The 7,302-nt window shown below is 61.9% G+C and carries 11 protein-coding genes; 7 read left to right on the forward strand and 4 right to left on the reverse strand.

Features of this window, described 5'->3' with window-relative positions:
• The first annotated feature begins 178 nt into the window (after window positions 1-178).
• Window positions 179-871 (forward strand): hypothetical protein, encoded by a 693-nt coding sequence (locus IVB32_RS27045; RefSeq protein WP_247411898.1) that lies wholly within the window; start codon window positions 179-181, stop codon window positions 869-871.
• Between the two features lie 87 nt (window positions 872-958).
• Here the strand turns inward: IVB32_RS27045 and IVB32_RS27050 are convergent, their stop codons facing one another.
• The 3 genes from IVB32_RS27050 to IVB32_RS27060 form a co-directional block, all read right to left on the reverse strand.
• A complete protein-coding gene (locus IVB32_RS27050) occupies window positions 959-1,228 on the reverse strand; it encodes a hypothetical protein (RefSeq protein WP_247411900.1) in 270 nt (89 codons plus the stop codon).
• A gap of 126 nt (window positions 1,229-1,354) precedes the next feature.
• Window positions 1,355-2,077, reverse strand: coding sequence for an SOS response-associated peptidase family protein (locus tag IVB32_RS27055; RefSeq protein ID WP_247411903.1), 723 nt, complete (start codon window positions 2,075-2,077; stop codon window positions 1,355-1,357).
• 4 nt (window positions 2,078-2,081) lie between these two features.
• Complete coding sequence (locus IVB32_RS27060) at window positions 2,082-2,531, reverse strand: hypothetical protein (RefSeq protein ID WP_247411905.1); 450 nt, start codon at window positions 2,529-2,531, stop codon at window positions 2,082-2,084.
• Between the two features lie 582 nt (window positions 2,532-3,113).
• Here IVB32_RS27060 and IVB32_RS27070 point away from each other — a divergent pair.
• Together IVB32_RS27070 and IVB32_RS43105 are read left to right on the forward strand one after the other, a co-directional pair.
• Window positions 3,114-3,380, forward strand: a complete 267-nt coding sequence (locus tag IVB32_RS27070; protein WP_346659281.1) for a metallophosphoesterase family protein — start codon at window positions 3,114-3,116, stop codon at window positions 3,378-3,380.
• Window positions 3,310-3,543 (forward strand): metallophosphoesterase family protein, encoded by a 234-nt coding sequence (locus tag IVB32_RS43105; protein ID WP_346659282.1) that lies wholly within the window; start codon window positions 3,310-3,312, stop codon window positions 3,541-3,543. The genes IVB32_RS27070 and IVB32_RS43105 overlap by 71 nt, the downstream gene beginning before the upstream one ends.
• On the opposite strand, the gene IVB32_RS27075 is transcribed toward IVB32_RS43105, so the two are convergent.
• The gene (locus tag IVB32_RS27075; protein WP_247411910.1) at window positions 3,540-3,935 is read right to left on the reverse strand and encodes a hypothetical protein; all 396 of its coding nucleotides are present in this window, start codon (window positions 3,933-3,935) and stop codon (window positions 3,540-3,542) included. The genes IVB32_RS43105 and IVB32_RS27075 overlap by 4 nt on opposite strands.
• Window position 3,936: 1 nt before the next feature.
• Here IVB32_RS27075 and IVB32_RS27080 point away from each other — a divergent pair, with 1 nt between their 5' ends.
• The 4 genes from IVB32_RS27080 to IVB32_RS27095 all read left to right on the forward strand — a co-directional run.
• Complete coding sequence (locus IVB32_RS27080; protein ID WP_247411912.1) at window positions 3,937-4,791, forward strand: hypothetical protein; 855 nt, start codon at window positions 3,937-3,939, stop codon at window positions 4,789-4,791.
• A gap of 606 nt (window positions 4,792-5,397) precedes the next feature.
• Complete coding sequence (locus IVB32_RS27085) at window positions 5,398-6,096, forward strand: hypothetical protein (protein WP_247411914.1); 699 nt, start codon at window positions 5,398-5,400, stop codon at window positions 6,094-6,096.
• Window positions 6,097-6,478: 382 nt separating this feature from the next.
• On the forward strand, window positions 6,479-6,784 hold the full coding sequence (locus IVB32_RS27090; RefSeq protein WP_247411916.1) for a hypothetical protein: 306 nt from the start codon (window positions 6,479-6,481) through the stop codon (window positions 6,782-6,784).
• 213 nt (window positions 6,785-6,997) lie between these two features.
• Window positions 6,998-7,302, forward strand: a 305-nt coding sequence (locus tag IVB32_RS27095; protein ID WP_247411918.1) for a hypothetical protein, incomplete at its 3' end; no start/stop codon positions are given.

Consider the following 7,302-nt stretch of genomic DNA (forward strand, 5'->3'; position numbering starts at 1 on the left):
CCGCGCATCTTCCTCGAGCGCCGCATCCAATGCTCACGCCGCCGCCTCTCTGAAGAATTGAGCTTTCTGCCGTTCGGGCAGTCGCTCGCAATGCGTGCGACTGCCCGGCGGCGGACGACCGCGCTGAGGCGAACGGTCTTGTCCTTGCCGCGTCGTTGGATTGTAATGGAGACCGGGCTTGGCGATGTACGGCGGCATGAAAGGAGCGTCGTCGCGCGATTGGGGGTGCTCGAAGGGGACCGTCGCGGTCCCGTCGATCGCGATCTGGTTCTGGACAACCAGGTTGCTCGTCGCGGGGGTCGGCGGGATTCTGGGCGAGGTGCTGAACGGGATCTACTTCCATCGCTCCGGACGCGTGATCATTGCATTGGTATCCTGCTTTGCGACCGTGCTCGCGTTGCGGGCGGCAGCACTACGTTTTCGGCTCGTCACGTTCTGGTCGGGGATGTTCGTGGCGAGCGTACTCGGCGCGGTATTGGCGCGAACCATTGACACTGCGTTGGGCGTTGGGGAGCCCGCTGCGACGCTGCAGATCGTCCCCTTGCTGGTGCTCACGCTCGTGATTTGCTACCGCGAGAGTGGAGGATTCGCTGCTCTCACCGAACATCCAGTCGACGAGTTATTCTTCTGGCCGATAGGGACGATCCATCAGACGCTCGGGAGCGCCCTGGCCGGTTGGGCCCGTTCTCCCGGCGGACCCGGCTATAGCCTCGCTCTCATGGTGGTCGCCTTGGGCCTATTGACCACGATCGGGCTTTCCTTGTTCACGCGCCTTCCACGAGCGGCACTGTTTTGGATCGCGTTCTTGTTGACGGGACTTGCCGCGGCGCTTGGAGGAATACGCGGCTACGAAATTCTTTTCGGTCCTTGAAGCATGGCATCGTTGCGCCGAGCTCGAATATGAGGACAGCACAGGAGGCGGGCTGATCGGCAGCTTCCGGCGATCCGCGTCCGAGGCTTACCCGAGCTCGGGCGGACATTCCGGGCAGCTGTCGCCGATCGAATCCAGGACCTCGCGAACTTCTGCTGCGGCCTGATCCGGAGACAAGCCGTCCGGCGGCTCCTCCCTTGCGATATTCAACGCATGCTCGCGCGAATGCGGGTCGGCGCGGTCCTTGGCCCAGCCGTGCTCCTCGCATTCGTGGATGGCACCCGCCTCCTGCAGCACGTTGATCGCCCACCCTCGCAGCGTACGGATCGCCGGCCGTCGTTCCTTCGTCATCAGCATCGAGATCGCTCCTGCCGGGACGAATCCTTCCGCCCTCCTGCTCGTTCCGCGCGGTTAGCACGGGTCAGGGATTCCCAAACGGCAAGGCTCTGGCTTGTCCACGTGTTCCGCGGCCTGTGGAGAATGTTACGTCGCCGGCGAAGGGTCTTCCTTCACGCCGCGGGCGACGATCCGGAGCGTCCCGTCCGGAAGCGGCCGTTGCAGCTGCAAGGCTTCGTCCGCCGGTGCCGTCATCCAGGTTTCGACCTCGTCGGGCGTCGTCAGGATCACCGGCATCGCCTTCGGATGGATGGCGCCGACTTCGGCGTTCGGCTCAGTCGTCAGGAACGCGAAGAGGTCGTTGGTCGTCTCGCCTTCCTTCACCTTGCGCACCGACGTCCACTCGGTCCAGATGCCGGCGAAGCAGGCGAGCGGACGGCTCTCATCGAGCGCGAACCAGATGTCGCCACCCTCGGCCTTGTTGAACTCGCTGAACGAGTTGAACGGCACCACGCAGCGGTGCTCCGGACCGAGCCATCGGGTCCAGTGCTTGGACGTCACGTTGCGGATGTTCGTGGTTCCGGAATCCGGCTCCATCCGGAGCAACTGCTTGAAGTCGACGGGCTTGCCCTTAGCCTCCAGCTTCGCGGCGCGCTTCTTCGTCGCTACCAAGAGCGCTTGCGCAGACGACGGCATGCCCCATCGCGCGGTCGCGAGTTCCCGGCCGCCGGCGGCGGTCCGGACGATCGGTGCCTTGTAGTCCGGAAACACCCCCGGCATCGGCGCAAGGTTGCCGACGTACCGGTTGACGACGCGGAACAGCGCGCTGATGGCAGCCTGGTTGGTGGTGATCGAATACAGGTTGCACATCTCGTCAGGTCTCCGGAGCGGCCTGGCGAGGGCGCTGCGCCAACTGTAGCAGCGTCGCCGCCGGCCGACGATTGGCCTTCGCGCACTTGCCGCAGCGGAGCCGGCTCGCCAGGTCGTGGACGAAGGTGGTCGACGGATGGGGTAGCGCGGCCAAGTCGACGTCCCGCTTCGTCCTGCAGCGGGAGCACTCGATTTCAAGCCATGGGTAGCCGCCGTTGATCGCCTGGTCGATCGTCAGTGACGGATCGATCGGCTCGCCGTCCGACCACATGCGCTCGTTCCAGCTTTCCGCAAGAAGCTTGTCCGCCGTCCGGATCAGGGACTTGCCCTTGGTTCTGGCTTCCTGGGATTGCGCAGCGAGGATCGTCGTCATCGCGCGGGCGCGGCCGAGCTCCTTGGCGAGCGCTTTGCGGTCGCCTCCGGAAAGCGGCGTCGGGTGATGCTTCGGTGCCATGGCCGTTCGCCGGCTAGGGCACGTCGTACGCCGGCCAGCAGCCGTCTTCCTCATGTCGCCCTGTCCGCTGGGAGCACGTGTTGTCTAGGAGGCGTTGGCCGACGTCCCGCCAGATCGCGTCGGGACCGTACAGCCGGGTGGCATCTACCGTCTGGATCTCGACGGCACGACCGCAGCGGCGGCAGCCCACCCGCAGTAAATGCTGGGGAATTTGGCTCAGCCGCAGCGCCGCTCCGGAGCCGCTCGGTCGCGCCTCGGCGCCCGAATCGTCCAATAGCGCCCGCCAGTAGTCGACTGGAAGGTCGTCTGCCGGTCCTAGGGCGGGCGCTGGCGGGGATTTTTGATCGCCGCTGAAGTTGGATGCAAGTTTTTGGATTTGCTTCATGGTGGGAAAGCGCCAGCTGGCAGGGCGGTCGGTCATGAGAGATTAGAACATAACAAGAACGTTTGAGTCGAGTCGTAAATCGCGGGAAGCGGCGGGGCGGCGGCGGGCCACCGGCAGAAGTCGGCCTCCGCGGTTGATTCCCGGGCACCGGCGTCGCAGCAGAAGTTCGATGCCGACTTGCTCAACCGGGGAACTTCATGGACTTCACCATTGGCATCATCTCGGATACGCACGGCCTGCTCAGGCCGGAGGCGCTGCGCGCGCTGGCCCATGTCGATCACATCATTCACTGCGGCGACATTGGCGATCCCGAGATCATTACCGCGCTGCGGAGCATTGCCCCCGTCAAGGCGATCAAAGGCAACGTGGATACAGGCGGGTGGGCCACCGAATTTGCCGAAACCGAGTTCGTGCGGCTTCGCCGGGCGGCTGTTCTACGTTCTGCACGATCTCAACGCGCTTGAGATCGATCCCGTAGATGCGGGCGTCGATGTCATTGTTTCCGGCCACTCCCACGCGCCGAAGATCAACAATGTAGACGGTTTGCTTAACGTGAATCCTGGCAGTGCCGGGCGCCGACTCTTCAGGCTACAGCCGAGGCTTGCCGCCGCAAAGAACACGAACTAGCTCGCCCGCCGATATTCCCAAACACAATCCAGCAGCGCTTCATCAAGATCAGGCAGGGGCAACAGTGTCATGCCCTGATTGAGATCGTACGCAAAGAACAAGCCATCGGATCGCGCCACGAGTTTGCGCCTAATTCCGTCATTCTGATCGGCCCATCGCGCCAAACTGACGAAGCTTTCTGAAGAAAGAAATGCGTTCGCGTCGTCGTAGATTTGCGCGCAGCGCTGCAGGAACCGATTTCCCCGCTGATTCGGGAAACGCGTGCGCGCAAAGAACTCGACGCAACTATCAAACTGAGGAATTTTCTGGCAACGCCGCGGGGACTTGGATTGACGAAGTTGATGCTTCGGCCGATTGATACGGTCTTCCCAACCTTCGAGTCGACCATCCACAGTGAAGAAGAAACCTGAATACGCGGCCGAAGCCGAGTTCTTTCGCGGCGAATGCACGAAGTTCCGGGGCATCGTCCAGCATGCGACGACCGTCGGCAATGCCATCGGCGTCCGGGATGTGGGCGAGATCCGCGGCTACGCGTCGTGGCTATTCGTCCGGGCCTGCGTGATGTCGAAGACGATCGAAAATACCTTCAACCCGCTTCCGACGGGATTCGGCAATGCGCAGTGGCTCGACCATGCTTCCATAACCATCCTATGTCGGGCGCTGATCGAGTGCATCTCGGTAATGCTCTACATCGGCGACGTGAACATTCCTGCAGATGAATGGGACTGCCGCAAGCGGTTGTTCATCCTTCACGAACTGGTCAACCGGACTTCTTTCCTCAAGTCCATCGAATTCAAGTTCGACATGGAGTTGAAAGACCAGCAGTTGGAATACGCGACTAAGATGGTGGCGGAGAACACGTTCTTTCTGACGTTACCCGAGAAGCGGCGGAAGAAACTGCTCGAGGGCAACGACATGTATATCGAGGGCCGGCATGAGGCCATGTTGACTTTCGGATGGGGAGACCAGCTTACCCGCGGCATGTACAAATATCTCTCCAATCAGGCGCACTCTCTCCCCATGGCGTTTTCGCGGACGGCCCAGAACGAGCTCTATTCGAACGATAGTGCCGGCGCAAAGGTGACCGCGGGATTCGGAATCGAGTTCGCCCGAAAGGCCCTGGGCCGTGGCTGCGTTCACATGCTCTACCTCTTTCCCGATACCGAGCTGTCCATGGACCAGATCGTTGCAGGGGCGTTGAAGACAACGTACGGCCCCGTCGAGCCGGCCACATCTTCCACAGACTGACGAGGATGCCGCCCAAGACGACAAGCCATCCCGGCCGCACAACGGGTTGACGACGGGTTGACCACGGGTCGCCACATGAGCCAGCCAGGCCGTTAGAAATGCTCCCCGGTTGCGCCCGTAGACCTTGCTGATATCCTTGCTCTGTTTGGTGATCTGCACCAAATCCGAGTGCTTCGCATCCTTGTCCGACACAGCCGATCTCCTTCCCCGGAAACAAGATTCCGCAGGTGCCTTGCGTGGATCTCAGTCTGGCGAAGAGAGTGTCAGAATTAGCGTATCGCACTCGATCGCAAACGGTCGCCGCCGTTCAAGAAACACTTACGCCGCAGGCTCGACAGGATAAGCCGCCGACCGCAAAGAAATCGACAGCCAAGCCTCGGCGAAAGTCGGCCTAGCCTACGCTCTCATCGCAGACCGGCCTCGGCCGGCTCCAGGAGCGTGGAGGCCTTCCTCCAATCCAAAAGTTCGTGGCGCCATAGGTGGTCCGATCGACTCCGCAAGGGGGCGACGAAAGGGGGCGTAGTCTACCCCTCCCCCTCATCGATTGCCCTCGCTTGGTCGCAATTCGACAATTATCTGATCTTTTACCAGGGAGATCCTTGCACCATGAACGCCCCTTTCGAACGTTCACCGAAACCGGATCTGTCATTGGAAGAAGGCGCTCTTGGCGAAGCGTTCGGTGCGCTCGCCAAGTCCCAATACTTCACGCCCGAGTACGCTGAGAAGGTCCGCGACAGCTTCGGGAAGCTGGTTGTACGGCTCGATCCCGCGCAAGTGCGCTGGGACAACTACGAATTGGCCTTGCAGCAGCTCGACGGGCTGCGGGACTTTCTTTGGGGCGGCGTGGATCCGATCGTCCGTCTCATGACGCCCTGCAGCGAGGCGAGCGGCACCGCGATGCAAGGCAACAACATGGAGAGCTGGCTCGACATCGCCTGCGACGAAAAGACCATCAAGGGTCACAAGAAGCTCATCCGCCGCGCTCTGGAAGGGGAGACTTCCGAAATCGTCAGCCTGCAGGAGCTCGCGAACGACATCTACAACCCAAAGACCCAAAAGAAGAAGAACGAGGATTATCGCGACAAGCTTCGCGACGAAACGCTCTACCCCATGGCGGACCTCGGACTGTGGCGCTTCGTCGAGGAAATCAAGAAATCCAAGGCCGGCAACAATTACCATGCCGGCTTCCGGATCTCGGCCGGGCTGGTCCTGATGGCCTTTCACAAGCAGATCTGGCTTCGGTACAGCGAATACTACACCAAGCTCGCGCACATCCTTCGCGCAGGCGGCGACGAGGCGTCTTGACGCGCCGCATGAAGCGGATTCCGTCAAGCCGCCAAGGCCACCCTTTTACCGGCAATTGAAGGCGAAATAAGGAGATGAAAATGCGATATCTGGTTCTTGCGCTGCTGGTCGCAGTTGCGTTGTTCGGTGTTCCTAAGCTCGGCGTAAATCCTGTCCAAGCGGATTCGCGCGCGGGAACGCTGACGCGCGCCGTCTGAGGCAACCGGACCGACTCGACTTCAGCACCCGGGGGGAGATCCCCCGGGTGCTTTTCGTTGGGGGCTACTGTCGACCCAACCCGTCCTGCTCCCCCGCGATTTATCGCACGCGTATCGCCACAACAGCGGTGTTCTGGCCGGTGACGGCCTTAACGAACGTGTCTCAAAAATCGGGAGTTAGGACAATGTCCAAGAAAGCTATCTTCGCGGCGAGCGCCTTCGCCGTCGTCATCTCGAGCGTCATCTCGCCCGCCTCGGCCGACCAGCGTGCGGTCGACCTGCGGCCCGGCTTCACCGGCGCGCCCGACAACATGTCGCCGCGCGCGGCACCCGGCGGCGTGGCCGGGTACGCCGTGCCCCTCGGCGCGAACGGCGGCCAGGTCGGCGCGAACTGGAGTTCGCGCAGCGGCAACACGAACGCCGGCGGCTACGTCGGCGGCAATTTCGGCGGCGGCTATCAGACCGGCGTCGGCTTCGGCTTCCGCTACTAAAGCGAAAGGCGGAGATATTCTCTTCCGCCTCGTTGCTTCTCACAAAGGTCAAGGCACCCGGGGGACAAATTCCCGGGTGCTTTTTTCATCGGGGGCACGTTCGACCGAGCCCCCGATGCACCCTCGCGATTTTTCGAGCGCGAATTGCCACAACATCGGTGTTGGAGCCCGTGGCCCCAACGAATGCATCTCAACGAACGAGGAACTACGATCATGTCCAAAACATCGATACTCGCGACAAGCGTTCTGACGATCGCCGTCGCAGGATACGTCTCGTCCGCGTCGGCCGACCAGCGCGCGATCGAACGTCCCAGCCCCGTCAGCATGCTGTACGTGCCGCTTCCGTCCGCCGACGTCGATGGCCTCAACAGCCGCGATTGGGAGCAGGTGAAGAAGGATCTGGAGAAGATCATCCACGACCGGCTCAATCGGGGCTTGCCGCCGATTCCGCGCTTCCGGTCACCCAGCGCTCCCTGCATCGACGGCTGCAAGCCGTCAATCCCCGAATTGGCCTTTTG

This window comes from Bradyrhizobium sp. 23 (genome assembly GCF_023073295.1).
GTDB classification, from domain to species: Bacteria; Pseudomonadota; Alphaproteobacteria; order Rhizobiales; family Xanthobacteraceae; genus Bradyrhizobium; species Bradyrhizobium canariense_D.